Genomic DNA, 25,303 nt, shown 5'->3' with positions numbered 1-25,303 from the left:
CGGGATATAACGCGAGGCGACAGGGGATCAAGTGGACGTGAAAAATCGCCCTCCCGGCGGGAGCACGATCTGTCCGATCGCTCGGCGGATCAGGTCACACAACGACCGGGCTGAAGCAGCTTTGCGACCTCGGTCAACGAGCTGACCATCGGCTCGCAGGCGATCGTCGGCCTGTTGCGCACCTTCTTCTGGTTCTGGAGCAGTACAGGCGGCTTGGCGTTGCCGGTCTCGATCACCGCGGCGACCCGCAGCAGGACCGAGGTGGCGGCGAGGCCGTTCAGCCGCATCGAGACGGTGCGGGTGGGAACCGCAGCCGGCTTGAGTTCGGTGAGGCGGTCGGCTTTGCCGGCGCGATTGACGTTATTGCTTGGCGCGGAATTCAAGTTGTGGCTGGGCGCATCGGCGACCGCCTGCCAGCGGTCGGCCAGATCGTGGCCGGAGGCCAATTGCACCGCGCCGAGCGTTGCGGCAATCGCGACGGCGCCCAAAAATACCTTATGAATTTGTGACATGACTATCGGTCCCTCGCCCCATGGCGATCGCGGGAACAACGCGAGCGGAGGACCGGGGGTTCTTGGCCATTACGATCACTTAACCGTGTGCGGCAAATGCAGCAGCGTGCGCAAAATATTTCGCAAGGGCTGGAACGACTCGTGCAGACAGGAGTCGTCTCTGCAGCCGGCTATTCCCCCCTGCCCCATAAGCCGGCGACGTAGGGCGCGACTGTGGTGATGCCAGTCGCGCCTTACTTTTTTCTGGGGCTCACTTTGCTTTTATCTGCAGCTCACTTTGGTTCGAGTTATCCGGGTTCGCGTTATCTGGCCTTCCCCGCGAGCCAGTCCCGCCCCTCGCCATAGAGCTTCTCGACCTCGGGCCCGATCAGGCCCGGCATGTCGCGCTTGACCTTGTAGCCGATCAGCTCCTGCATGTAGGCGAGATGGCGATAGCCTTCGGGCAGCGCGGCGAGCGCCTGCTGATCGAGACGGAGCGTCGCCGCGGGATCGACCGGGTCGATCCGGTCCTTCTCGTAGATCGGCTGGCGGCGGACGATGCCCCATTTGCCAATTCCTGATTGGTCTTGCCGCTTCTCCAGGAAATCGTAGAAGCGTCCGGTGCAGACGACGTCGCAGAGCACGTCGTGCACCAGGGCGCGCTGCGAGATCGTCATCTTGGTCTGGGCTATGGCCCGCGCGCCTGAGACGTCGATGCTGGTGCCGCCGAGGAAATGCAGGATGCGCACGCCTTTGGCAAACCCCTCCTGGCTGACGCGCATGAAATCCCGCGCCGGTCCCTGAAACCAGGTCGCGGACATCCAGCCCTCCTCGTGCCAGACCGTGGCAAAGCGCGCCCAGTCACCGGCATCGCGCCAGACCGCCCAGTTCTCGACGAGGTCGCGGATGGCGAGGCGATCGAGCAACATTTGGTCCATGGGTGCATCTCCGGCTGGGATCAATGCATGAGGTTTGAGCGACGAATTCGATGGACGTCAAGCACGGCAGAGCGGCATGAAAAATCCGGCGTGCCTTGCAGCACGCCGGATCAAATCATCATCGCCAGTTGTAGGCGAACGGCGCTTCGTCAGGCCGCCGGCGCCTTCGGCGTGCGGTTGCGCGAGTTGCGCTGGAAGAACAGCGCCTGGCTCGCCACCGCCGAAACCATCGCGGGCTGGAACGGTTTTGAGATCAGGAACGCCGGCTCGGGTCGCTCGCCGGTGAGGAAGCGCTCCGGATACGCCGTGATGAACACCACCGGCACCTCGAAAGTGCGCAGCAGCTCGTTGACGGCGTCCAGGCCCGAGGAGCCGTCGGCGAGCTGGATGTCGGCGAGAATGAGGCCGGGCCGCTTGTTCTTGGCCAGCGCCACCGCATCGGCATGGGTGCGCGCGACGCCGACGACGTTGTGGCCGAGATTCTTCACCAGGCTCTCGAGGTCCATGGCGATGAAAGTCTCGTCCTCGATGATCAGCACGTCGGTCGCGATCTCGGCCGCCATCTCGCGTCCGGCGGCATCCGCCAGCCGCCGCGTCTCCGCGACGTCGGTGCCGAGGATGTAGGCGACTTCCTCCTCCGAGAATCCCTCCAGCGAGAGCAGCAGGAAGGCCTGCCGCGGCAGCGGCGTGATGTTCGACAGCCGCCGCTCCGGTGGCATCGGCAGGGTCGTCACCTCCGAATCGTCGTTGACGGAGACCGAATTCCAGATCTGGGTAAACAGCCGGAATAGCCCGGCGCGGGGTCCATGGCTCTCGTCGAGTACCGACGGATCTCCCAGCATGGCTTCCAACATGGCTGCGACATAGGCGTCACCGGAGGCCTGGCTGCCCGTCAGGGCGCGCGCGTACCGGCGCAACAACGGCAAGTGTTCAGCAACAAGCTGTGAACGGGACATCCCCACTCCATTCATCTTCGGGCCAAACCTGGCAACGCGGGGGGCCCGGTTCCCCTGCTGGGCTGTTTACGCATCAGCCTAAGAAAAGTTCCGCTATAGGGGGAACTTTTTCTCGAACCTGGAATTGAGCCTATTCAGGGAACGGCTCCCGGTTGAGAAAACTTCTCGATTTTACAGTAACTTAACTCGGGGAAACGTGGAACAGGTCATGAAAGATCTCAAGTCTCAAGCAACCAGAAGCACGACCCCCGGCAAGGGAGGGCTCACTCCGGAGATTCAATCCCGGATCGGGCATCAGCTGCGCGCAATGTATGATGACGTAGTGCGGCAGGGGGTTCCGGATCGGTTCGCTGAACTGATCAAGAAGCTTGATGCCCAGGGAGCCACACCCCACGTGGAAAATGACGGGGGATCTAACGACAACAACAATGGGAGGGACTAATGCCTCTCACGGACTCCCTGCGTAACGACATCCTGGCGGCCGTACCTAGTCTGCGCGCGTTCGCCATCTCGCTCAGCGGCAATGCTGACCGCGCCGATGATCTGGTGCAGGAGACGCTGCTCCGCGCGCTTGCCAACATCGACTCGTTCCAGCCCGGCTCCAACCTGCCGGCGTGGCTGTTCACGATCCTGCGCAACCTGTTCCGCTCGGACTATCGCAAGCGGCGGCGCGAGGTGGAGGATGCCGAGGGCAACTACGCCAAGACGCTGAAGACACAGCCGTCGCAGAACGCGCATCTCGAGTTCGAGGAATTCCGTACGGCGCTCGACAAGCTTCCACAGGACCAGCGTGAAGCGTTGATCCTGGTCGGCGCCTCCGGCTTCTCCTACGAGGATGCGGCTTCGATCTGCGGCTGCGCAGTCGGCACGATCAAGAGCCGCGTCAACCGCGCGCGCTCGAAGCTCGCCGCGCTGCTCTACGTCGACGGCGCCGAGGACTTCGGGCCGGACGAGACCGTGCGAGCCGTGATCGGCGGCAGCGGCGGCTGACGGCCGGCGTCGTCAAGATCGAGACAACGAGAAGGCGGCCGCTCCTGCGGCCGCCTTTGCATGCGTGCGAGAACCGCGCCGCCAGCACCGATTACTCGTCCACGAAGGTCACGGTCTCGGCCACGCTCGCACGCGAGGTGCGGTAGCTGTTGACCTTGTGGGCGTGGTCGGCATAGCCGAACGAAATGCCGCAGACGACGCGGCGATCGTCGGGCAGATTGAAGTGGCCGCGGATCAGGCCGGAGTGGCGCGCCAGCGCCGCTTGCGGAATGGTGCCGAGCCCGAGTGCCTGCGCGGCCAGCATGAAATTGCTGACATAAGCGCCGCAATCGATCGCACCGTAAATGCCGAGCGGCTCGTTGGTGTGAATGATCGCGACATGCGGTGCGCCGAAGAAGTTGTAGTTCTCCAGCGCCTGCTTGGCGTAGGCGTTTCTGTCGCCGCGGGCGATGCCGAGCGTGTTGTAGAGTTGAAAGCCGCTCTCGCGGCGGCGGTCGAGATAGACGCCGACATATTCACGCGGCGGCGTAAAGTCGTAATCGTCGCCGAGACCCTTTGAAGCCTCCGCGTAGATCGCCTTGCGAAAGCGCTCCTTGGCCTCCCCGCTCGCGATGATCACCTGCCAGGGCTGGCTGTTGCACCAGGACGCGGTGCGTTGCGCGGTCGTCAGCACATGCTGGATGGTGGCGCGGTCGACCTCCTTGGGCAGGAAAGCGCGAACGGAGTAGCGCTCGTTGAGCAGCTCTTCGAACACGCCGATGCGATCGGTTTGTTTGGCTTTTGCGTCCATGGATCAGCTCGCGCTCTTCTCGTAGGGTGGGTCAGCCGAAGGCGTAACCCACCTGTTTTGTTTCCGCATTGACAGAAGTGGTGGGTTACGCCCAGCGGATCGCGCCTCGCGCATCCGTGCGCCAACCCACCCTACGCTGCCCTCACCGCCCCTTGGTCGGGATCTTGTTGTACGGCACGTCCTTGTCGACGCGGATGTCGCCGGGCAGGCCCAGCACGCGCTCGGCGATGATGTTGCGCAGGATCTCGTCGGTGCCGCCGGCGATGCGCATCGAGGGCGAGGACAGCAGCATCTGCTGGAACTGGCCCTGCACGGTCTCCTCGTCGCTGCCGGTGAGAACACCGGCCGCACCCTGCAGATCCATGGCGTAGGTCGCGATGTCCTGCAGCATCATGCCCGAGACCAGCTTGCCGATCGAGTTCTCCGGGCCCGGCCGCTCGCCTTTCGACAGCGCCGAGATCGTGCGGTAGCTGGTGTATTTCAGCGCGTTCGACTTCGCCGCCCAGCTCGCCAGCTTCGAGCGCACGGCGGGATCGTCGATGGCCAAGCCGTCCTCCAGCATGAGGTTGGAGCAGAACTCGAACATCTCAGGCACGCCGGTCGCAAGCCGCGCCCCGATCGACATCCGCTCGTTCATCAGCGTGGTCAGCGAGACGCTCCAGCCCTCGCCGACGGCCCCCAGCCGCTGGCTGTCGGGAATTACGACGTCGGTGAAATAGACCTCGTTGAACTCCTGCATGCCGTTTGCCTGCTTGATCGGGCGAACCTCGACGCCGGGACTCTTCATGTCCAGGAAGAACATGGTGAGGCCCTTGTGCTTGGGCACGTTCGGATCGGTGCGCGCGATCAAAAGACCATAGTCGGAATAATGCGCGCCCGAGGTCCAGATCTTCTGGCCGTTGACGACCCAATTGTCGCCCTTCTTCTCGGCACGGGTGCGGAGCCCCGCGACGTCCGAGCCGGCGGACGGTTCGGAGAACAGTTGACACCAGATCTCCTCGCCCGAGGCGAGCTTCGGCAAGTACCGGCGCTTCGCATCCTCGCTACCGAACGCCATCACGGTCGGCCCGCACATGCCCTCACCGATCTGGAACGGCTGCGTCAGCTTGCCGTAGACGCCCTCTTCCTGCTGCCAGATCACCTTCTCGATCGGCGTCGCGCCGCGGCCGCCATATTCCGTCGGCCAGTGCAGGCACGCCCAGCCGGCATCGGCCTTCTTCTTCTGCCAGGCCTTGCCGACCTCGACGATGTCGCGGCTGGCGAGGCGAATGCGGCCGAGCGAAGATTTTGACAGCTCGGCATGCAGCTCCTTCGGCGCATTGGCGTCGATCCATTTGCGCGCGGTCTCGCGGAATGCGGCTTCCTGCGGGGTGTCGTCGAAATTCATGGCGGCTTCCTTTCTGTCATTCCGGGGCGCGCAACGCGCGAACCCGGAATCTCGAACCACAACCTCTGGATTCCGGGTTCGCCGCTGCGCGGCGCCCCGGAATGACGGCTAATTCCTTCCCTTCGTCGGGATCTTGTTGAACGGCACGTCCTTGTCGACACGGATATCGCCGGGCAGGCCCAGCACCCGCTCGGCGATGATGTTGCGCATGATCTCGTCGGTGCCGCCTTCGACGCGCGTGCCCGGCGCGCGCAACAGCATGGCCTGGAAACGGCCGGCGAGTTCGGCGTTCTCGCCGCTGACGACGCCTGCCGCTCCCTGCAAATCCAGCGCATAGGTCGCGACGTCCTGGATCATCGAACCCGCCACCAGCTTGCCGATGGAGTTTTCCGGCCCCGGCCGCTCGCCCTTCGACAACGCGGAGATCGCGCGCATGCTGGTGTATTTCAGCCCGCTCGCCTTCACCGCCCAGTTCGCCAGCTTCGAGCGCACCGCGCGATCCTCGATCGCCGGACCGTCGTCGAGCATCAGGCTGGAGCAATACTCGAACAATTCAGGGAAGCCGGTCGAGACGGCCGCCCCGATCGCGCTGCGCTCGTTCATCAGCGTGGTCAGCGAGACGTTCCAGCCGTCGCCGACCTCGCCGAGGCGCTGATGATCGGGAATGCGGACATTGGTGAAATAGACCTCGTTGAAGTCCGACGCCCCGCTCGCCTGCTTGATCGGCCGGACCTCGACGCCCGGGCTCTTCATGTCCAGGAAGAACATGGTGAGGCCCTTGTGCTTGGGTACGGTCGGATCGGTGCGGGTGAGCAAAATGCCGTAGTCGGAATAATGCGCGCCCGAGGTCCAGATCTTCTGACCGTTGATCACCCAGTCGTCGCCGTCCTTCTCGGCGCGCGTGCGAAGCCCTGCGACGTCGGAGCCGCCGGCCGGTTCGGAGAACAGCTGGCACCAGACCTTTTCGCCGGACGCCAGCGGCGGCAGATAGGTGCGCTTGTGCTCCTCACGCGCGAACGCCATCATGGTCGGTCCGCACATGCCGTGACCGATGATGAACATGCGCGACAGCTGGCCGAACGGCCCTTCCTCCTGCTGCCAGATCACGCGCTCAATCGGCGAGGAGCCGCGGCCGCCATATTCCTTCGGCCAGTGCAGACAGGCCCAGCCGGCATCGGCTTTCTTCTTCTGCCAGGCTTTTGCGACATCGAGAATATTGGCGTTCTTGAGCACGGTGCGGCCGAGCGAGGATTTGCGCAGCTCCTCCTCGTATTGCTTCGGCGCATTCGCGGCGATCCAGGCCCGCGCGGTGGTGCGGAATTCGGCTTCCTGCGGGGTGTCGTCGAAGTTCATGGTTTTCTCTGTTGTCCGTAGGGTGGATTAGCCGAAGGCGTAATCCACCTCTTTGGTTTCCTCATCGACAGAAGAGGTGGGTTACGCCAAGCGACTTGCGCTTCGCGCAATCCGCTCGGCTAACCCACCCTACGCACCTATCGTCACGCCGCGTTCTTCTTCCGCATCCGCTCGATCAGCTGGTCTTCCCAATAGCTGAGGCTGCCGAGCCCGAGAGCCATCGCGTTGGCGCGGCGGTAGTACATGTGGCAATCGAACTCCCAGGTGAAACCCATGCCGCCGTGAACCTGGATGTTGTTCTTGGCGCAGTGCTGGAACGCCTGCGTCGCGCTGATGCGGGCGGCAGCGGCGGCTTCCGGCAGCTCGGCCGCGTTGGTCGAGAGCGCCCAGGCGCCGTAATAGCTATTGGAGCGCGCCAGCGTCGCCGAGACGTACATGTCGGCCAGCATGTGCTTGACGGCCTGGAACGAGCCGATCTGGCGGCCGAAGGCGATGCGGTCGAGCGCGTAGTCGCGGCCCATCTCCAGCGCACGATCGGCGCCACCGACCTGCTCGAACGCGCACAGCACCGCGGCGCGGTCGAGCACCTGGGTCAAAATGCTCCAGCCCTCGCCCGCAGCACCGAGCGGCTCGGCCCTGCAGTCTTTGAAGGTGATCTCGGCTTGCCCGCGGGTGGGATCGAGATTGGTGAGGCTCTTCACCTCGGCACCGCCGCCCTTGAGATCGACCAGGAACAGCGAGATGTCGCTGTCGCGCCCGCTCGATCCCGTGCGCGCGGCCACCACCGCGAAGTCGGCGATGGCGCCGTCGGCGACCGGCTTCTTGACGCCGTTGAGCACACCGTTCGCAGCCGTGAGCTTGACGTTCTTCGGCGACGGATTGCCCTTGCCCTCGAACAGCGCCAGCGTGCCGATCGCCTCGCCCGAGGCGATCGTCGGCAGCCATTTCTTCTTCTGCGCGTCGCTTCCGGCGATCAGCAGCGCTTCGGCGGCAAGATAAACCGTCGAGGAGAACGGCACCGGCGCGTTGGCCCGGCCCATCTCTTCGGCGATCACGCAGAGTTCGAGATGGCCGGCACCGGCGCCGCCGAACTCCTCTGGAATCGCGACGCCGAGAAAGCCCATCTCGGCGAGGCCCTTCCAGAGCTCCTTGTCGTAAGGCGCCATGCCGTCGAGCACCACACGCACCGCCTTGGGCGAGCATTTTTCGGCGAGGAATTTGCGCGCCTGGTCGCGGAGCTGTTTCTGGTCGTCGGAGAAATCGAAGTTCATGGCGGGCTACCTCTATTTATTCGTCGTATTTGATTGAGACCGTCATTCCGGGGCGCCGCGTAGCGGCGAGCCCGGAATCCATCTCTCCAGGCGTATGCGGCCCGATGGATTCCGTGTTCGCGCTCCGCGCGCCCCGGAATGACGATGGTAGAGAGCAGTGCTTCATCGCAGCACGATCACATCCTGATCCGGCTTGTCCGCATAAAGCCGCTCGACCAGCGCGGCGCGGCGCTCGAGGCCGGCGCGCTGGTTGATGTAGCCCTTGTCGGTGAGCTCGCTGCCGTCGATCGAAGGAGGCTCCACCATCAGCATCGCGCGCGCGATGATGCGGCTGCTGGCGCCTTCGCATTCCTTGTTATGCGCTTCCAGCCCGCGCCTGAAGCAGGCGATCACCTCGGGGTGCTTCACGGCATCGGCAAAACTGAGATCGGGATTGCCGATGAGTTGGCGGCAGGCATGCAAGTTCGGCCAGGCCAGCAAGCCGATGAAGGCGCGGTCCTGACCCGCGACCAGCGCGTCGTGCACGACAGGCGTGGTCGCCGCGATCGCATCGGTGCGGAGCGAGCCGACATGCACGAAGGTGCCGGTGGTCAGCTTGAAATCCTCGACGACCCGCCCGGCAAAGATGATGCCCTTCACCGGATCGGAATCGTCGACGAAAATGCCGGCATCGCCGATGCAGTAAAAGCCTTCCTCGTCGAACATCTTCTTCGTCAGCTCCGGCTGGCCGAAATAGCCGGGCGTGACGTTGACGCCGCGCAGGCGCAATTCATATTTCGAGCCGCAGGGCACCATCTTCAACTCGACGCCGGGGAACGGCAGACCGATCAGGCCGACGCGCTCGGTGTCCCAATAGGTGCCGGTCGAGGTCGGCGCGGTCTCGGTCGAGCCCCATCCGGTGTAGAATACGATGCGCTCGCCGGTGGTCTTCACGGCGAGGGCCTGCATGCGGTCGTAGAGATCGTCCGGCAGCCGCGCGCCGCCATAGGCCATGATCGAGAGGTTCTTGAAGAACGAGCGGCAGAGCGCGTCGTCCTTCTCCATGGCGGCTGCGAGCGCAGCATAGCCGGCCGGGACGTTGGCATAATAGGTCGGCGAGATCTCGCGCAGGTTCCGCAGCGTCTCCTCGAACTGACCGGGCATCGGCCGGCCGTCGTCGATATAGAGCGTTCCGCCATCGACCAGGATCGGATGAAACGCCGCATTGCCGCCCATGGTATGATTCCACGGCATCCAGTCCAGCATGGTCGCGATCGGACCGTCAGGCGAGCGTGGCCTGACCTGCATCATCATCGCAGCATTGGCGCACATCATCTCCTGCGTGTTGATGACGGCTTTTGGCATGCCGGTCGAGCCTGAGGTGAACAGCAGCTTGCCGATGGTCTGCGGCGTGATCTTCGCGATCGACGCTTCGACATCGGTAGTGACCGGCGTCGCCGCAAGCTCGGCAAAGCTGATGCTTGTGATGTCGTCGCAGGGCCGCGCGACATGAACCACGGTGACGCCGGCGAGATCGAGCGCCTTCAGCGCCTTCTCGAAGGTCGGGCCGTCCTGCACCATCAATACGGCCGGCTTGATCAGGTCGAACAGGTACTTCAGCTTGACGTGATCGTGGCTCATCAGGGAGTAGGCCGGCGACACTGGCGCTGCCGGGACGCGCGCCTGCATCGCCGCCTGCGTCATCAACGCGTGCTCGATCGAGTTGCCGGACAGGATCGCAACGGGACGACCATCGAGCCCAAGATTGAGCAGACCTTGCGTCAGCGCATCCACGGTACGCTTGGCTTCGGCATAGGAGACCTTGCGCCATTCGCGATTCGGACCGCCGCGCTGCGCCAGCCAGATGCGCTCGGGCGCTTCCTTCGCCCATTTGGCTAGCGACGCCGGAATGTGCTTCTCGTAAGCTTGCAGCGGAATGCGCGACTTCAGCACCACCGTGCCGTCGGCGCGGCGCTCGACGTCGATGTCGCGCGCAAGCCATTCGATCTTGCGAAAGGCGGGCTTCGTCATCACTGCCGCCGCGCTTCCACTCATTTTGCGTCTCCCGGAATTTCTCGTCCTTGGCGGATCTTTGTCTTCAGCGCTTGATATAGACAGGCTTTCGCTTCTCTAGGAAGGCCCTGATGCCTTCCGAAAATTCCTCGGAGCGGCTGCACAGGACCTGATTGCGATCCTCCATCGCGATCACGGCTTCCAGCGATCCGGCATCGACGCTCATGTTGAGGCATTCCTTGGAGAGACGTAGGCCCACGGGCGAGGCCGTCATCATCGCGTCGACATAGGGCTCGGCCGCTTCGTCGAGTTTGTCCTCGTCCACGACCTCCGAGACGAGGCCGACCGCCAGCGCACGTTCGGCGCCGATGAAACGTCCGGTGAGGATCAGCTCCGATGCGACGGACACTCCGACCAGCCGCGGCAGGAAATAGCTGGTGCCGATGTCGCAGCCGCTCAGGCCGAGCTTGATGAAGGCGCAATTCATCCGCGCCGATTTCGTCGCGATGCGGATGTCGGAGGCGAGCGCCAGCGCAAAACCGCCGCCGGCGGCCGCACCCCGCACCAGAGCAAGGATCGGCTGCGGACAACGCCGCATCAGCATCACGATGTCGGCGATGCGCCGTTGCGAATCCAGCGATTCCGTGACGCCGGGCGGCTCCTGTTGCCCGGCACGGCGCGCCATCGCCGCCTTGAGATCGAGGCCGGCACAGAAATTCTTGCCTGCGCCCTTCAGCACCACGACGCGCGTGTCGCGATTGCGCTGCAGGCTTTGGAAATAGACGTTGAGCGCGTCGATCAGCGCGGGATCGAGCGCGTTGAGGTGTTCGGGACGATTGAGCGTCACCCGGTCGACGCCCTCGTCATGCTCGATCAGCAGCGGTTGGGACATGGGTGCCTCGTGCGTCCGCGCGTGAGATGGCTGTTATTGCGCCCTCTCCCCTTGTGGGAGAGGGCATGTACATCGTTGCGCGGAGAAAACCCCTCATCCGGCGCGCTACGCGCCACCTTCTCCCACAGGGGAGAAGGAAGAAAGTACGGCCTACCGCGGCGCCATGCGGATGGCGCCGTCGAGACGGATGGTCTCGCCGTTGAGCATCGGATTCTCGACGATGTGCACCGCGAGCATGCCGTATTCGGCGGCATCGCCGAGACGCGAGGGATGCGGCACCTGGGCGCCCAGGCTCTTACGGGCCTCCTCGTTCAGGCCCATCAGCAGCGGCGTGAAGAACAGGCCGGGCGCGATGGTGTTGACGCGGATCTTCTGGCTGGCGAGATCGCGCGCGGCCGGCAGAGTCAGGCCGACGACGCCGCCCTTCGACGCCGAATAGGCGATCTGGCCGATCTGGCCTTCGTAGGCCGCAACCGATGCCGTGTTGATGATGACGCCGCGCTCTTCGCCGACCGGCTCGATCGTGACGAGGCGCTCGGCGAACAGACGCAGGCAGTTGAAGGTGCCGATCAGATTGACGTTGATGATGCGTGCGAACTTTTCCAGCGGATAGACGCCGTCGCGACCGACGATGCGCTGCGAGCCGCCGATGCCGGCACAATTCATCAGCACGCGGGCGACGCCATGGGCGGCTTCGGCTTTCGCGATTGCCGCCTTGATCTGCTCTTCGCTGGTGACGTCGGCATGCAGCGCAATGCCCTTCACTTCGGCGGCGACCTTCTCGGCATTTTCCTTGTTCTGGTCGATCACACCGATCTTGGCGCCTTTGGCCGCCATGGCGCGGGCGGTCGCCTCACCGAGGCCCGAACCGCCGCCGGTGATGAGAACGGCTACGTCTTTCAACTGCATCGCATGTACCTTTCCTTGGACGTTTCTTCTCTAGACTTTGAGAGGTGCAGCCGGACTATCCGGCAGCGGCGGCTTCCCCGGCTTGCGTGAGGATGCCGCCGCAAATCAGCGTTTCCATGTGCTTGATGTATTGCCGGCAGACGTCGTCGGTGACCGGGCCGACGCCGGTCGCGCGAGACATCGCGTGCCGGCCGAAGAACAGGTGATCGCAAGCGCCGATCAGGCTGGTGTAGAACAGCACCGGATCGGTCGGGCGGAATTCGCCGCGGCTGACGCCCTCCGCGAGCAGGCGGCGATGGAAATCCAACAGCGGCGCGACGAAGAACTTCGAAACTTCATCGGCCGAGCTCGCGCTGGTTTCGTGCAGGAGATAATGAATCAGCCGGTTCATATAGGGGAACCGGTGATAGGCGCGGATGATGCCGGCGATATGCAGCTTCAGTTTCGCTGTCGACGTGATCGGCTGGGCCAGGAGGTATTCGAGGTTGGACATCTCGGTCGCGGCATCGCGCGCGAGCAGCGCCAGCAGCAGGCCGTCCTTGTTGCCGAAGTGATATTTGACCAGCGCGGCGTTGGCGCCCGACTTCTGCGCGATGTCGGAGAGTGAGATCTCGATCGAGGAGCGCTCGATCATCAGCTCGCTCGCGGCCACGAGCAATTTCTCCGCCGTGGAATTCTTCCCGCTGGGGAGCCTGTTCGGTACGCTGGTAGCCACGGAAGATCCCTGTTCGCCGCTCGAAGCGGGCGCAGATAAGCCCAAGCAGCGCCTCATCACAAGAGTTAATTGATCGATTGACTAAACGATCTCCCGTCCCTTAAATCCGTCCCCGACACCCAACCCCAATCAAGAATTCAGGGAGAAACCGACATGGCCGAGGCTTACATCGTCGCCGCTGCGCGTACCGCCGGCGGGCGCAAGGGGGGCCGCCTCGCCGGCTGGCATCCGGCCGATCTCGCCGCCAAGGTGCTCGACGAGCTGGTCGATCGCACCAAGGTCGATCCCGCCCAGGTCGAGGACGTGATCATGGGCTGCGTGATGCAGGTCGGCGAGCAGTCCAACAACGTCGCGCGCAATGCGATCATGGCGTCGAAGCTGCCGGAGAGCGTGCCGGGCACCTCGATCGACCGCCAGTGCGGCTCCTCGCAGCAGGCGCTGCACTTCGCCGCGCAAGCCGTGATGTCCGGCGCGATGGACGTCGTGATCGCCGCCGGTGTGGAATCGATGACGCGCGTGCCAATGGGCCTGTCGTCGCAGCTTCCGGCCAAGAACGGCTTTGGCAATTACAAGAGCCCGGGCATCGAGAAGAAGTATCCGAACATCGTGTTCAGCCAGTTCACCGGCGCGGAGATGATGGCGGAGAAGTACGGCCTCTCCAAGGATGAGCTCGACCAATTCTCCTACGACAGCCATCAGCGCGCGATCGCGGCGACGCAAGCCGGTCACTTCAAGAAGGAGATCGTGCCGCTCGAGATCACCCGCGCCGACGGCTCCAAGGACACCCACCACATCGACGAAGGCATCCGCTTCGACGTCACGCTCGACGGCATCAAGGGTGTCAAGCTGATCGCCGAGAACGGCAAGCTTTCGGCGGCCAGCGCCAGCCAGATCTGCGACGGCGCTTCCGGCGTCATGGTGGTGAACGAACGCGGCCTGAAGCAGCTCGGCGTCAGGCCGCTGGCGCGCATCCATCACATGACCATGATGGGCGGCGATCCCGTCATCATGCTGGACGCGCCGCTGCACGCGACCAAGCGCGCGCTGGAGAAGACCGGCATGAAGATCGGCGATATCGACCTGTTCGAAGTCAACGAGGCCTTCGCTTCGGTGCCGACCGCATGGCTGAAGACCACCGGCGCCGATCCCGAGCGCCTGAATGTCAACGGCGGCGCCATCGCGCTCGGCCACCCCCTCGGCGGCTCCGGCACCAAGCTGATGACGACGCTCGTCCACGCCCTGCATCAGCGCGGCAAGCGCTATGGCCTGCAGACCATGTGCGAAGGCGGCGGCATGGCCAACGTGACGATCGTGGAGCGGCTGTAAGCTCCGACCATAGAAACGGTGTCGTCCCGGACAAGCGCGCCTCAAGCGCGCGCCGATCCGGGACCCATAGCCACGGGAGACTGTGGTTATGCTGCGCCGGAGCTCCATCTCGTCTCAACGACCACGCCCTGTGGTTATGGATCCCGGCTCCCGTGCGCAATTGCGCAACTAGGCCGGGATGACACCTTCTTTGTTGCGAGACCTGCGCCATGACCCACCCCTCCATCCACGCCCGCACCAAGCCCGACAAGATCGCCTACCAGATGGCCGGCAGCGGCAAGGCGATCACCTATCGCGAGCTCGACGAGCTCTCGAACCAGGGCGCGCACCTGTTCCGCTCGCTCGGGCTGAAGGCCGGCGACCACATCGCGCTCTTGATGGAGAACCGGCTCGCCTTCATGGAGCTGTGCTGGGCCGCGCAGCGCAGCGGGCTCTATTACACCGCGATCAGCCGCTATTTGAAGCAGGACGAGATCGACTACATCATCGCCGATTGCGGCGCCAAGGTCGTGATCACCACGCCGAAATGTGCCGACCAGATCAAGGGCCTGATCAAGGGCGCCGCCGGCGAGCCGATCTTCTACATGATGGACGAGCCGCTGCCTGGCTTCCGCTCCTACGACAAGGAAGCCGCCGCGCAACCGACGACACCGATTGCCGGTGAGGTTGCCGGTTACGACATGCTGTATTCTTCCGGTACTACCGGCCGGCCCAAGGGCGTCAAGAAGGCGTTCGAGGGCAAGGCAATCGACGAGCCGAATCCGCTTCTGCGCGTGCTCTGCGCCGACATGTGCGGCATGAACGCCGAGAGCACCTATCTGTCACCCGCGCCGCTCTATCACGCTGCTCCCTTGCGCTTCAACATGATGGCGATCGTGCTCGGCGGCACCTCCATCATCATGGAACATTTCGACGCCGAAGATTTCCTGAAGCTGGTCGAGACATACAAGGTCACGCAGTCGCAGCTCGTGCCGACCATGTTCGTGCGCATGCTGAAGCTGCCAGACGACGTGCGCGGGAAATACGACGTTTCCACGCTCAAAGGCGCCATTCACGCCGCTGCTCCGTGTCCGGTCGACGTCAAGGCAAGAATGATCGAATGGTGGGGGCCGATCCTGATCGAGTATTACGCGGGCTCGGAAGGCAACGGCGTCACCGTCTGCACCTCGCAGCAATGGCTGGCGCATCGCGGCAGCGTCGGCCGCGCCGTGGTCGGCAAGGTCAAGATCTTGGACGAGAACGACGAGGAGCTGCCGGTGGGCGAAATCGGCACGGTCTATTTCGCGGATGCGCCCGCGTTCACCTATCACAACGACCCCGAGAAGACGAAGAAGGCCTACAATGCCAAGGGCTGGTCGACGCTGGGCGACGTCGGCTATCTCGACAAGGATGGTTTCCTCTATCTCACCGACCGCAAGTCCTACATGATCATCTCCGGCGGCGTGAACATCTACCCGCAGGAGACCGAGGACGTGCTGATCACCCACCCCGACGTCGCCGACGTCGCGGTGTTCGGCGTGCCCAACGAGGAGATGGGCGAAGAGGTGAAGGCGGTGGTGCAGCCCCACGACATGAGCCGCGCCGGCAAAGCGCTAGAGGCGGACCTGATCGCCTATTGCAGGGGCCGCCTCTCCGCCATCAAGTGCCCGCGCTCGATCGATTTCGAGCCCGAGCTGCCACGCACGCCCACCGGCAAGCTGGTGAAGCGGCATCTGCGCGACAAATATTGGCCGAAGACGACGGCGAAGATTTAGGGGAGGATTCGTAGGGTGGGTTAGCCGTAGGCGTAACCCGCCTCTTCTGCTTTCGCGGCGGCAGACGTGGTGGGTTACGCCGAGCAGATGCGCTTCGCGCATCTGCAGGGCTAACCCACCCTACAAGAGCCTCAATCAAACAAACTCGGCGTGTGGTTCACCAGCGCGCCTTCGATCTCGAGCATTTTCAGCTTCGTCACCACGCCGCCATTCGCCGAGAAGCCTCCGGGCTTGTTGCAGGCGGCCAGCACGCGATGGCACGGCACCACGATCGGGCACGGGTTGCGGCCCAGCGCCTGGCCGACGTCGCGCGACAGCTGGACGCCGCCGAGCTGCTTGGCGATATCGCCATAGGTGATGGTCTTGCCGGGCGGAATGGCGCGGGCGATCTCGTAGACGCCGCGGTTGAAGTCGGGCACCCCGTCGAGATCGAGCGGAATGTCGGTGAGGTCATCAGGCTCGCCCGCGAGCAGGTTGACGATGCGGTCGATCGCCTCTCGCACCTCCGCGGTCGGCTCGGTCTCGACGGCGTCAGCGTGGCGCTGGCTGATGCGGGTGCGGATCTTCTGCTCGCCGCCCATGGGCAATTGCGTGCCGTTGATGCCACGCGGGCCCCAGGCGATGGCGCAGAGGCCGATCCTGGTGTCGAACAGGGCAAAATGCTGGTCGGTCATGGCTTGGTTCCTGGCTGCGTTGCTTGTCGCATGCCCCCCTTGTGATCTCGGACCAAATCTAGGCTTGGAAATAGTTGCGATCCACCCGGTTTCCGGGAATCTTGCACAGGAGTTCCGCCCGCCTCGCGAGTCCCGAATGCAAAGCCTCCACGTCAACGGTTACGACATGCCCTATCTCGACGTGGGCGAGGACAGGGGCCGGCCGCCGCTGGTCTGCGTGCACGGCTCGCTCAACGATTTCCGCGTCTGGGGCTGCGTGCTCGGGCCGCTGACGCAGCAGCGCCGGGCCATCGTGGTCAGCCTGCGGCACTTTTTCCCTGAACGCTGGGACGGCTTCGGCGACACCTATTCGATCGCCCAGCATGTCGCCGACGTCATCGCCTTTATCGAGAAGCTCGATCTCGGGCCCGTCGACCTGATGGGCCATTCACGCGGTGGGCACATCTGCTTCCGCGTCGCGCAAGCGCGCCCCGATCTGCTGCGACGGCTGGTCCTGGCGGAGCCCGGCGGCGAGCTCGATGCTAGCCTCGATCCCGATTATGTCGACGGCCCCTCGCCGCTCCTGGCGCGGTTCACGGCCTCGGCCGAGAAGATCGCCGCCGGCGATGTCGACGGCGGCCTTGCCGTCTTCGTCGACACGCTGGAGGGCCCCGGCACCTGGCCGCGGCTGCCGGCAATGGTGAAGCAGAACCTTCGCGACAACGCCAGGACGCTGATCGGGCAAGTCCGCGACAACCGCCCGCCGTTCTCCAAGGCGGATGCGGAGTCCATCAAGATGCCGACGCTGTTCATCCTGGGGGCGCGGACCAAGGGGCTGCTGCCAAAGGTGCTACATGCGCTCGCCGCGCATGTGCCCTACTCCAAGACGGCGGTCATCCCGAACGCGACGCATCCGATGTTCGAGCAGGCGCCGCAGAAATTCTCCGAAGTGGTTCTCGACTACTTAGCAGGTTGATTCTTGGCGAGCTGATCATGCAGACATTTCGCGTCAACGATTACGACATGGCTTATCTCGAGGTTGGAGACGGCCCACCGCTGGTCTGCGTGCACGGTACGCTAGGTGATTTCCGTACCTGGTATTCGGTACTCGGCCCGCTGTCGAAGGCCCATCGCGTGATGGCGGTCAGCCTGCGGCATTTCTTCCCCGAGCATTGGGACGCCGTCGGCGACGACTACAAGATGGCCCAGCACGTCGCCGACATGATCGCATTCATCGAACAGGTGAAGCCCGCACCCGTCGACCTGATGGGCCATTCACGCGGCGGCCACATCGCGTTCCGCGTGGCGCAGGCGCGGCCGGATCTGCTGCGAAAGCTGGTGCTGGCCGAGCCGGGCGGCGATCTCGATGCCAGCCTGCCGGTGCCCGAAGGCACGCCCGCGCATCCGCCGCTGGCTGCGCGCACGGCACGCTCGGTCGAGATGATCCGCGCCGGCGACATCGAGGGCGCGCTGCAGAATTTCTACGAGGGCATCGAAGGCGACGGCTCCTGGCGGCGCGTGCCGGCGGCGGCCAAGCAGCAGCTGCGCGACAACGCGCTGACGTTCCTCGGCCAAATCAACGAGCAGCGCCGGCCCTACACGCGCGCAGACGCGCAGGCGATCAGGACCCCGACGCTGCTGATCGGCGGCGCCGCCACCACCGGCAGCCTGTCGGTGATGTGGCGCGTGCTGGCCGAGCACATCGCGGGAGCTGAGACGGCCGTGATTCCGAACGCCGGCCACTGGATGTTCGAGCAGGCCCCGCTGGAGTTCGGCGAGATGGTGAGCAGGTTCTTGGCGGAGTGAGCCGTTGCCTTCTCCCCTTGCGCCCGCAAGGGGAGAAGGCACAGACACTCACACCTTCCACACGCCGACCGGCATCTTGATTGCTGCGTTCAGCCGGTTCCAGACATTGATGGTCGCGATCGAGAGGATCAGGGTCGCCAGCTCGCGTTCGTCGAAATGCTTGTCGGCCTCGCTCCAGACCGCATCCGGCACCGGATCCTCGCGGTCGGCGAGGCGCGTGACGGCCTCGGTCAGCGCCAGCGCGGCGCGCTCGGCGTCGGTGAAATAAGGCGCCTCGCGCCAGGCCGATACGGCGAACAGGCGCTCGTCGGTCTCACCCAGCTTGCGGGCGATCCTGGGATGCATGTCGACACAGACGCTGCAGCCATTGATCTGGCTGGCGCGCAGGTGCACCAGTTCCAGGAGCTTTTCCGGCAAGCCCTGCTTGGTCAGATTGCCGAGGGACTGAAGGACATTCATGGCCTCGGGCAGGACCATGACGGGGTGATTCATGCGGGCGTGCATCTTTTGCGTCTCCATCGCTCGAATTTCGAAGGTTCCGGTCACATCGGCCGGATTGGCTTCGTCATGGTCATGACGGATCGCGACGAGGGAATGTGACCGATGACCGAAGAAAATCTTCTGACCCAGCAATTCGAGGCGAGCAGGGACCATTTGCGCGCGGTCGCCTACCGGATGCTGGGCTCCCGCGCCGAGGTCGACGATGCCGTGCAGGAGGCTTGGCTGCGGGTCAGCCGCTACGACATGTCCGAGGTCGCGAACCTGCGCGGCTGGCTGACCACCGTGGTCGCGCGCATCTGCCTCGACATGCTGCGAGCACGGAAGTCGCGCAAGGAAGAGCCGATCGGCCCGCATGTGCCGGAGCCGGTCGACGAGATGCGAGAGGGCGAGGCTGAGATGGCTGACTCGGTCGGCGCCGCGCTGCTCGTCGTGCTGGAGACGCTGCAGCCTGCGGAGCGGCTCGCCTTCGTGCTGCACGACATGTTCGCAGTCCCCTTCGAGGAGATCGCACCGATCGTCGGCCGCTCGGTCGAGGCGTCGCGGCAGCTCGCGAGCCGGGCGCGGCGCCGCGTGCAGGGCGCGCCGGTGCCTGAGACGGACCTGTCGCGTCAGCGCGGAATCGTCGATGCCTTCCTCAAGGCGTCGCGCGAGGGCAATTTCGAGGGACTGCTGGCCGTGCTCGATCCCGACGTCGTCTTCCGCGCCGATCAGGCTGCGGTGCGCCTCGGCACGCTGGCTGAGATCCGCGGCGCGGATGCGGTTGCGCAGCTCTACAAGGGCCGTGCCCAGGCGGCGCGGACGGCGCTGGTCGACGGCGCGATCGGCGTGGCCGTCATCCTCGGCGGGCAGTTGCGCATCGCGCTGCGTGTCACGTTCAGGGGCGATCGGATTGCCGGGATCGAGGCGCTGGCCGATGCGGAGCAGATCGCTGCGCTGGAGGTGGAGGTGCTGGAGGGAAGAGGCCCGGACACAAGATCACGAAAACAACCCCATGCACTGTAGACGGGCCTAGCGAAATCAATGACTTACTCGGCCTAACGAGAAGTCATTCTGTCACCCTCGGATACCGCTTGACGGGTTCACCTTACGAAGCGTAGCTTCGAATACGGAATTCCGTATTCCCTTTTGTCGTCGGAGCTACCGCGTGATTCCGCTCGACCCGCTTCCGAACCTAATCGACCAGGTCTATGCGCGCATCCTGGAGGCGATCTCCGATCGCACGCTGCAGCCCGGTCAACGCATCCGCCAGAACGAGCTCGCCGACAGGCTCGGCGTGTCGCGCCAGCCGGTCTCGCATGCGCTGCATCTGCTGCACCGGCAAGGTCTCGTCTCCGAGAGCGGCAAGCGCGGCTTCGAGGTCACCCAGCTCGACCCCGCGCGCATCCGCCAGCTCTACGAGGTGCGCGGCGCGATCGATGCACTGGCGGCCCGGCTCGCGGCGATGCGCGCGGGATTCGACGCGGCCGGCCGCGCGCGTTTGGAAGCCGCCCTCGCCGCCGGACGCCTCATCGATCGCACGACGACGCTGGCCGAGCTCATCGTGCTCGATGTCGATTTTCACCGCGCGATCTATCAGCTCGCCGGCAATCCCGTGATCGAGGAGACGATCGCACCGCAATGGCCGCATATGCGTCGCTCGATGGCGACGGTGCTGTCGGAGCTCGATTATCGCGGCAGCGCCTGGGCGGAGCACGCCGACATCGCCGGACACATTCTTGCAGGCGATGCGAGCGCGGCCGAGCGCGCCGCGCTGGCGCATGCGCAAACGGCGGGGCGGATGACCGAGCAGAGGTTGAGGGCGACGAACGAGGCGGCGGCGTAGCGACCATGACCGTCATGCCCGGCCTTGTGCCGGGCATCCACGTTCTTTCCTGGACGCGGCGCAAAGACGTGGATGGCCGGGACAAGCCCGACCATGACGAGAGAGAACAAATAAACAAGCCAAGGAGGACGGCCCATGAAACTGTCTCAGGAGCAATTGGAGTTCTTCCACCGCGAGGGCTGGCTGTTCCTGCCTGAGCTGTTCGCCCAGGAGGAGGTCGATCTGCTCGCGCGCGAGGCGGTCGGCATCTACGACGCCGACCGGCCGGAAGTCTGGCGCGAGAAGAGCGGCGCGCCGCGAACGGCGTTTGCCGCACATCTCTACAATGAGGCATTCGGCATCCTGGGTGCACATCCGCGCATGATCGAGCCGGTCGAGCAATTGTTCGGCGAGCCCGTCTACATGCACCAGTTCAAGATCAACGCGAAATCGGCTTTCACCGGCGACGTCTGGCAATGGCACCAGGATTACGGCACCTGGAAGCGCGACGACGGCATGCCGGAGCCGCGGGCGATGAACATCGCGATCTTCCTCGACGAGGTGATGCCGATCAACGGCCCCTTGATGCTGGTGCCGCGCAGCCAGAACGCCGGCGATCTCGAAGCCTCGCACGACCTCGCCACCACATCCTATCCGCTGTGGACGCTGGATGAGGCGACGGTGACACGCCTTGTCGAGCAGGGCGGAATCGTGGCGCCGACCGGCAAGCCCGGCGGCATGCTGATGTTCCACGGCAATCTGGTGCATGGCTCGGCCGGCAACATCACGCCCTATCCGCGCAAGATCGTGTATCTGACGCTGAACGCGGTCTCGAACTACATCCGCACCCCCACGCGGCCGGACTATATCGCCCATCGCGATTTTGCGCCGATCAAGACGGTGGATGACGATGCGCTGCTGCGGCTTGCCCGTGCACTGCGGCAGGCGGCGGAGTAGATGAGTCTCGTGCCCCGGACGCAGCGCAGCGTCTCTTCGACGATGCGCTGCAGAGCCGGGGCCCATGCTGCACGGATAGTCTCTCTCTGGGTCCCGGCTCTGCGGAGCAGCGCTGAAGAAGCGCTGCACCGCGTCCGGGACCACCATCATGATCGGATCCTCCCATGAACCTCTTCCGCCTCCTCCAGGCCCGCGCGTCCGCCGGCAAGCCCGTCCGTGTCGCATTGATCGGTGCGGGCAAGTTCGGCTCGATGTTTCTGGCGCAGGTGCCGCACACGCCGGGGCTGGAGGTGCCCATCATCGTCGACATCGACCGCGACCGCGCGCGCGAGGCGTGCCGCACCGTCGGCTGGGACGCGGAGCGCATCGCGGCGACAATGTTCACCGATGACGGCGCGCGCGCCATCGCCGGCGGTGCGATCGACGTGGTGGTGGAGGCGACCGGCAATCCCGCCGTGGGGATCCGCCACGCGCGCGCAGCGATCGGCGCGGGCAAGCATATCGTGATGGTGAATGTCGAAGCCGACGTGCTGGCAGGTCCGCTGCTCGCCGAGGAAGCGCGCAAAGCGGGCGTGGTCTATTCGCTCGCCTATGGCGACCAGCCCGCGCTCACCGCCGAGATGGTCGACTGGGCCCGCGCCACCGGCTTCCGCGTCGTCGCCGCCGGCAAGGGCACGAAGTACCTGCCGGCCTATCACGACGTGACGCCTGACGGCGTCTGGCAGCATTACGGCCTGACCGCAGGCGAAGCGCAGTCGGCCGGCATGAATCCGCAGATGTTCAACTCGTTTCTCGACGGCACCAAATCGGCGATCGAGATGGCCGCGATCGCCAATGCCTGCACCCTCGACGTGCCCGCGGACGGCCTGCTGTTTCCGCCCTGCGGCGTCGACGATCTGCCACACGTCATGCGGCCGCGCTCGCGCGGCGGCGTGCTGGAGCGGCCTGGCGTGGTCGAGGTCGTCTCCTCGCTCGAGCGCGACGGCCGGCCGGTGTTCCGCGACCTGCGCTGGGGCGTCTATGTCGTGCTGGAGGCGCCGAACGATTACGCCGCGGACTGCTTCCGGCAATACGGCCTGAAGACCGACGCCAGCGGACGTTATGCGGCGATGTACAAGCCCTATCATCTGATCGGGCTCGAACTGAATATCTCGGTGCTGTCGGCCGCGCTGCGGGGTGAGCCCACCGGCCAGGCCAGCGGTTTCCGCGGCGACGTCGCAGCGGTCGCCAAGCGCAATCTGCGCGCGGGCGAGATGCTGGACGGCGAAGGCGGTTACACGGTGTGGGGCAAGCTGGTACCGGCCGCCGCCAGCCTGAAGGCGGGCGCGCTGCCGATTGGTCTCGCACATCGCGTCAAGCTGAAGCATGACGTCACGCACGGCGCAATGGTGCGCTGGAGCGATGTCGAATTCGATCCCGGCAATGAGACGGTCAAGACGCGCAAGGCGATGGAAGCGGCGTTCGCAGCGCAGCATTGATCGGGGCTCATCGCAAGCGCAACCAAAGTGCGCTTGATTTGCAGGTCCCCTTTGGTCATGCTGCTCCTCGATCCGGGAACACTGAATTTCGGACAAAAAGAAACGTCGGCCACCGGCGAAGACAAAGCGACACCAAGATCGCAATCCCCTCGTCGAGGACTCGGCATCACAGGAGGGAAACGCATGGAACGTCGTAAATTCCTGACGGCAGGCGGGCTGGGCCTTGCCGCGAGTGCAGTCGCTGCGCCAGCTGTCGCGCAATCGATGCCGGAAGTGAAATGGCGGCTCGCCGCGAGCTGGCCGAAATCACTCGATACGCTGTATGGCGGCTGCGAATATTTCTGCAAGCGCGTCGCCGAGATCACCGACAATCGTTTCCAGATCCAGTCTTTTGCTGCCGGCGAAATTGTGCCGGGCCTGCAAGTGCTCGACGCCGTCTCCAACGGCACCGTCGAGATGGGCAATACCGCGCTCTACTATTATTGGGGAAAGAACCCGGCATTCACCTTCGGCACCGCGCTCCCGTTCGGTCTCAACACGCGCCAGCACATTTCCTGGCTGATCTGGGGCGGTGGGCAGGACATGCTCAATGACCTGCTTAAGGAGCAGAATGTCATTGGCGTTCCGACCGGCTCGACCGGCGCTCAAATGGGGGGCTGGTTCCGGAAGGAGATCAAATCGATGGATGATCTCAAAGGGCTCAAATTCCGCGTTGGCGGTTTCGCCGGCACGATCATTGCGAAGGTCGGCGGCGTGCCGCAGCAGATCGTTGCGGGCGACATCTATCCGGCGCTGGAGAAGGGCACCATCGATGCGGCCGAGTGGGTCGGGCCGTATGATGACGAGAAACTCGGCTTCGTGAAGGTCGCGAAGTATTACTACTATCCAGGCTGGTGGGAAGGCACTGGCCAAGGCCACAACATCATGAATCTCGAGAAGTGGAACGCACTGCCGAAACACTATCAGGCGGCGATCTCGACGGCCTCACTCGATACCTTCACCTGGGTGACCGGCAAGTACGATTCGGTCAATCCACCTGCGCTCAAGCGGCTGCTCGCCGCCGGCGCGATCCTCAAGCCGTTCCCGCAGGAGGTGCTCGAAGGCTGCTATGCCGCAGCCAACGGAATCTACGCGGATCTCGCCAAGAGCAATCCGCATTTCGGCAAGATGTATGCGAGCCTGACGGCCTATCGCAGCGACTCGCTGGCCTGGATGCAGGTCGCCGAGCTCAGCTTCGACAGCTTCATGATGCGGATGCGGACACGGACCTAACGTCGCCGCGCTGCGAGGCGCAAAACGACGAAAGCCCCGGAGATATCTCCGGGGCTTTTTGTTAGGCAATAACGGCGCGGCACCCAACGGTGTCATCGCCCGGCTCGACCGGGCGATCCAGTATCCAGAGGCCGGCGTTAGAGAGTTCGCTCTTACCACATCCGCCGCGGCGTACTGGATGCCCCGCCCCCGTGCGCAATTGCGCACTAGGCGGAGCATGGCAGCGGAGGTTGTGGTGAGCGGCGTGTCATCCAGGCATCGCACGCGCGAAGGCGTAGCAGCCTCTTCAATTCTCGTCATCCCCCAGCGCGGCGACCAGCTTGTCGTAGTACTTGGCGACGAGATCGATATTGGCCTTGTTCTCGACTTGAGGCGCCGGCGTCTTCAGCGCCTCGTTGAGCTCGCCGAGCGCTTCCTTCTTGTCCTTGGCCGGCATTTTCTTGTCTGCCTGCACTTGCGCGATCTGCGCCTTGATCACGGCGTCAGTGCCGACATACTTCTTGGTCGCGGGGTCGAAGCCGCCGATCACCAGGCTGATATTGTCGACGACGTTGTTGTAGTCGTCATAGCCGGCAAAGCCGTGCTTCTTGGCGACATCGTCGAGCTGCGCGATCACCTTCTGGTCGGGCGCGGTGTTTTCCGGAAGCTTTGCCGTAACCGCGTCCATGTCCTTTTGCGCGGCAAGCACGCCATCGATCTGCTTGTCGGTCAGCGCAATCTGCTTGAGAGGCGGAGCCTGCTGCTGCGTCGGCGCCGGCGCGGCTTGGCTGGGGGCTTGGCTCGGAGCCGGCGGCTGCTTGGCTTGCGCGAACGCGGCGCCGGAAGACGCAAGCGATACTGCGGACAGAAGGCACGCAACGCCGAGCGCGGCGAGAGCGGGACGAAGCAATGCTGGCATGGAAGTCTCCTCCTCAAAGGGGGAAAGGTTGGCGTTGGCGGCGTGAAGCTAGGGGCCTTGGAATGAACTGCGCATGAACTCCATCACTCCGTGCTAGCGGCAGATCGTGGCTGAATGATCACGGCTTGGCGGGAGCCACGTGGCGGCCTTGTTCGTTCAATCGAACTGCCTTT

Annotated in this window: 25 protein-coding genes; 11 read left to right on the top strand and 14 right to left on the bottom strand. The window is 64.4% G+C overall.

All coding sequences use genetic code 11. The features are described from left to right. Positions 1-89: 89 nt before the first annotated feature. The 3 genes from UNPA324_RS26710 to UNPA324_RS26700 all read right to left on the bottom strand — a co-directional run bounded on the left by UNPA324_RS26710 (position 90) and on the right by UNPA324_RS26700 (position 2,385). Positions 90-512, bottom strand: coding sequence for a hypothetical protein (locus tag UNPA324_RS26710; RefSeq protein WP_141936743.1), 423 nt, complete (start codon positions 510-512; stop codon positions 90-92). 302 nt (positions 513-814) lie between these two features. Then, on the bottom strand, positions 815-1,429 hold the full coding sequence (locus UNPA324_RS26705) for a nuclear transport factor 2 family protein (RefSeq protein ID WP_128920471.1): 615 nt from the start codon (positions 1,427-1,429) through the stop codon (positions 815-817). 149 nt (positions 1,430-1,578) lie between these two features. Further along, positions 1,579-2,385 carry a response regulator gene (locus UNPA324_RS26700; protein ID WP_164936389.1) on the bottom strand — a complete coding sequence of 269 codons (807 nt, stop codon included), beginning with the start codon at positions 2,383-2,385 and terminating at the stop codon, positions 1,579-1,581. 208 nt (positions 2,386-2,593) lie between these two features. Between UNPA324_RS26700 and UNPA324_RS26695 the strand changes: the two genes are divergently transcribed. Both UNPA324_RS26695 and UNPA324_RS26690 read left to right on the top strand, forming a co-directional pair. After that, the gene (locus UNPA324_RS26695; RefSeq protein ID WP_164936388.1) at positions 2,594-2,827 is read left to right on the top strand and encodes a NepR family anti-sigma factor; all 234 of its coding nucleotides are present in this window, start codon (positions 2,594-2,596) and stop codon (positions 2,825-2,827) included. Then, entirely contained in the window at positions 2,827-3,375 is a 549-nt protein-coding gene (locus tag UNPA324_RS26690) for a sigma-70 family RNA polymerase sigma factor (protein WP_018316216.1), read from the top strand. Before UNPA324_RS26695 ends, UNPA324_RS26690 begins: the two co-directional genes overlap by 1 nt. Before the next feature lie 91 nt (positions 3,376-3,466). Here UNPA324_RS26690 and UNPA324_RS26685 read toward each other — a convergent pair whose 3' ends face one another. The 8 genes from UNPA324_RS26685 to UNPA324_RS26650 form a co-directional block, all read right to left on the bottom strand. Next, positions 3,467-4,165, bottom strand: a complete 699-nt coding sequence (locus UNPA324_RS26685) for a nitroreductase (RefSeq protein WP_141936741.1) — start codon at positions 4,163-4,165, stop codon at positions 3,467-3,469. A 142-nt stretch (positions 4,166-4,307) separates the two neighbouring features. Then, positions 4,308-5,552, bottom strand: a complete 1,245-nt coding sequence (locus UNPA324_RS26680) for an acyl-CoA dehydrogenase (RefSeq protein WP_141936739.1) — start codon at positions 5,550-5,552, stop codon at positions 4,308-4,310. Positions 5,553-5,660: 108 nt separating this feature from the next. After that, on the bottom strand, positions 5,661-6,905 hold the full coding sequence (locus tag UNPA324_RS26675; protein WP_128920466.1) for an acyl-CoA dehydrogenase: 1,245 nt from the start codon (positions 6,903-6,905) through the stop codon (positions 5,661-5,663). 143 nt (positions 6,906-7,048) lie between these two features. Next, positions 7,049-8,176: an acyl-CoA dehydrogenase family protein gene (locus UNPA324_RS26670; RefSeq protein ID WP_128920465.1), complete on the bottom strand. Its 1,128-nt coding sequence runs from the start codon at positions 8,174-8,176 to the stop codon at positions 7,049-7,051. A 162-nt stretch (positions 8,177-8,338) separates the two neighbouring features. Next, the gene (locus tag UNPA324_RS26665) at positions 8,339-10,210 is read right to left on the bottom strand and encodes an AMP-binding protein (protein WP_128920464.1); all 1,872 of its coding nucleotides are present in this window, start codon (positions 10,208-10,210) and stop codon (positions 8,339-8,341) included. A gap of 43 nt (positions 10,211-10,253) precedes the next feature. Then, a complete protein-coding gene (locus tag UNPA324_RS26660; protein WP_141936737.1) occupies positions 10,254-11,060 on the bottom strand; it encodes an enoyl-CoA hydratase/isomerase family protein in 807 nt (268 codons plus the stop codon). 150 nt (positions 11,061-11,210) lie between these two features. Then, on the bottom strand, positions 11,211-11,969 hold the full coding sequence (locus tag UNPA324_RS26655) for an SDR family NAD(P)-dependent oxidoreductase (protein ID WP_128920462.1): 759 nt from the start codon (positions 11,967-11,969) through the stop codon (positions 11,211-11,213). 55 nt (positions 11,970-12,024) lie between these two features. Continuing rightward, positions 12,025-12,627: a TetR family transcriptional regulator gene (locus UNPA324_RS26650; RefSeq protein WP_128920487.1), complete on the bottom strand. Its 603-nt coding sequence runs from the start codon at positions 12,625-12,627 to the stop codon at positions 12,025-12,027. 210 nt (positions 12,628-12,837) lie between these two features. Between UNPA324_RS26650 and UNPA324_RS26645 the strand changes: the two genes are divergently transcribed. Together UNPA324_RS26645 and UNPA324_RS26640 are read left to right on the top strand one after the other, a co-directional pair. Beyond that, on the top strand, positions 12,838-14,010 hold the full coding sequence (locus tag UNPA324_RS26645) for an acetyl-CoA C-acetyltransferase (protein ID WP_128920461.1): 1,173 nt from the start codon (positions 12,838-12,840) through the stop codon (positions 14,008-14,010). A gap of 209 nt (positions 14,011-14,219) precedes the next feature. Further along, positions 14,220-15,764, top strand: coding sequence for an acyl-CoA synthetase (locus UNPA324_RS26640; protein ID WP_141936735.1), 1,545 nt, complete (start codon positions 14,220-14,222; stop codon positions 15,762-15,764). A gap of 131 nt (positions 15,765-15,895) precedes the next feature. Here the strand turns inward: UNPA324_RS26640 and UNPA324_RS26635 are convergent, their stop codons facing one another. Further along, positions 15,896-16,438 (bottom strand): methylated-DNA--[protein]-cysteine S-methyltransferase, encoded by a 543-nt coding sequence (locus UNPA324_RS26635; protein WP_141936733.1) that lies wholly within the window; start codon positions 16,436-16,438, stop codon positions 15,896-15,898. 136 nt (positions 16,439-16,574) lie between these two features. Between UNPA324_RS26635 and UNPA324_RS26630 the strand changes: the two genes are divergently transcribed. Next, positions 16,575-17,393, top strand: coding sequence for an alpha/beta fold hydrolase (locus UNPA324_RS26630; protein ID WP_141936731.1), 819 nt, complete (start codon positions 16,575-16,577; stop codon positions 17,391-17,393). A gap of 17 nt (positions 17,394-17,410) precedes the next feature. Beyond that, a complete protein-coding gene (locus UNPA324_RS26625; RefSeq protein WP_128920457.1) occupies positions 17,411-18,223 on the top strand; it encodes an alpha/beta fold hydrolase in 813 nt (270 codons plus the stop codon). Between the two features lie 48 nt (positions 18,224-18,271). Here the strand turns inward: UNPA324_RS26625 and UNPA324_RS26620 are convergent, their stop codons facing one another. Then, positions 18,272-18,727, bottom strand: coding sequence for a carboxymuconolactone decarboxylase family protein (locus UNPA324_RS26620; protein ID WP_141936729.1), 456 nt, complete (start codon positions 18,725-18,727; stop codon positions 18,272-18,274). A 99-nt stretch (positions 18,728-18,826) separates the two neighbouring features. Between UNPA324_RS26620 and UNPA324_RS26615 the strand changes: the two genes are divergently transcribed. The 5 genes from UNPA324_RS26615 (at position 18,827) to UNPA324_RS26590 (ending at position 24,232) form a co-directional block, all read left to right on the top strand. Next, the gene (locus UNPA324_RS26615; protein WP_141936727.1) at positions 18,827-19,726 is read left to right on the top strand and encodes a sigma-70 family RNA polymerase sigma factor; all 900 of its coding nucleotides are present in this window, start codon (positions 18,827-18,829) and stop codon (positions 19,724-19,726) included. Between the two features lie 142 nt (positions 19,727-19,868). Continuing rightward, entirely contained in the window at positions 19,869-20,546 is a 678-nt protein-coding gene (locus UNPA324_RS26610; protein WP_128920454.1) for a GntR family transcriptional regulator, read from the top strand. Positions 20,547-20,681: 135 nt separating this feature from the next. After that, positions 20,682-21,482, top strand: a complete 801-nt coding sequence (locus UNPA324_RS26600; RefSeq protein WP_141936722.1) for a phytanoyl-CoA dioxygenase family protein — start codon at positions 20,682-20,684, stop codon at positions 21,480-21,482. Between the two features lie 164 nt (positions 21,483-21,646). Then, positions 21,647-22,960: an NAD(P)H-dependent oxidoreductase gene (locus UNPA324_RS26595; protein WP_141936720.1), complete on the top strand. Its 1,314-nt coding sequence runs from the start codon at positions 21,647-21,649 to the stop codon at positions 22,958-22,960. 183 nt (positions 22,961-23,143) lie between these two features. Then, positions 23,144-24,232, top strand: coding sequence for a TRAP transporter substrate-binding protein (locus tag UNPA324_RS26590; protein WP_128920450.1), 1,089 nt, complete (start codon positions 23,144-23,146; stop codon positions 24,230-24,232). 286 nt (positions 24,233-24,518) lie between these two features. Here UNPA324_RS26590 and UNPA324_RS26585 read toward each other — a convergent pair whose 3' ends face one another. Then, complete coding sequence (locus UNPA324_RS26585; protein WP_141936718.1) at positions 24,519-25,130, bottom strand: hypothetical protein; 612 nt, start codon at positions 25,128-25,130, stop codon at positions 24,519-24,521. Positions 25,131-25,303 lie beyond the last annotated feature (173 nt).

This window comes from Bradyrhizobium sp. UNPA324 (assembly GCF_006658635.1).
Lineage (GTDB): Bacteria > Pseudomonadota > Alphaproteobacteria > Rhizobiales > Xanthobacteraceae > Bradyrhizobium > Bradyrhizobium nanningense.
This window is presented reverse-complemented; position numbering and strand designations above follow the sequence as displayed.